This is a genomic window from Flavonifractor sp. An306 (assembly GCF_002159455.1).
In the GTDB taxonomy this organism is placed as follows: domain Bacteria; phylum Bacillota; class Clostridia; order Oscillospirales; family Oscillospiraceae; genus Flavonifractor.
In genome coordinates this window covers 1-519 of record NZ_NFIQ01000277.1, presented here as the reverse complement: position 1 = coordinate 519, position 519 = coordinate 1, and the positions used below count along the sequence as shown (strand labels likewise).

Here is a 519-nt window from a genome sequence, read left to right as displayed (position 1 = left end):
TCACTGCCTATCTTGAACATGAGGGACAGATCGTCAAATTTGAGGTGACCAACAAGAGCCTAACTACCGGCGTATCCATCACCAAAACCGGCCCCAAGGAGATCATGGCGGGCCAGCCGGTACGCTATACCTTCTCCGGCATCGCCAATAGCTCCAATGTCCGGCTGGACAACTTTTATTGGCGCGATACCCTTCCCGCAGAGGTGCGGTTGGATACGGTGGTCACCGGAACCTATAACTTCCCCGGCACCTATAAGATCACCTATCGTGTGAACGGCGGCGAGTATCGGACCCTGGCCGACAACCTGTCCACCAGCAAGAACTACACCCTGGCTGCCTCGGCCACCGCGCTGGGCCTTGCCAGCAATGAGCGGGTCACAGAGGTCATGTTCATCTTTGGACAGGCCCCCGCTGGCTTTGCCCAGGTAGAAAAGCCGTACCTCCACTGCACCGCCGTGGCCAACCTGGCCTCCACCTCCTTTGTCAATGTGGCCGACGTGGGCGGCGTCTACAACGGCC

1 pseudogene is annotated in these 519 nt (G+C 58.8%); it reads left to right on the top strand.

Going from position 1 to position 519, the window contains the following annotated elements:
* A pseudogene (locus B5F88_RS20105) lies at window positions 1-519 on the top strand (hypothetical protein); the annotation flags it as partial.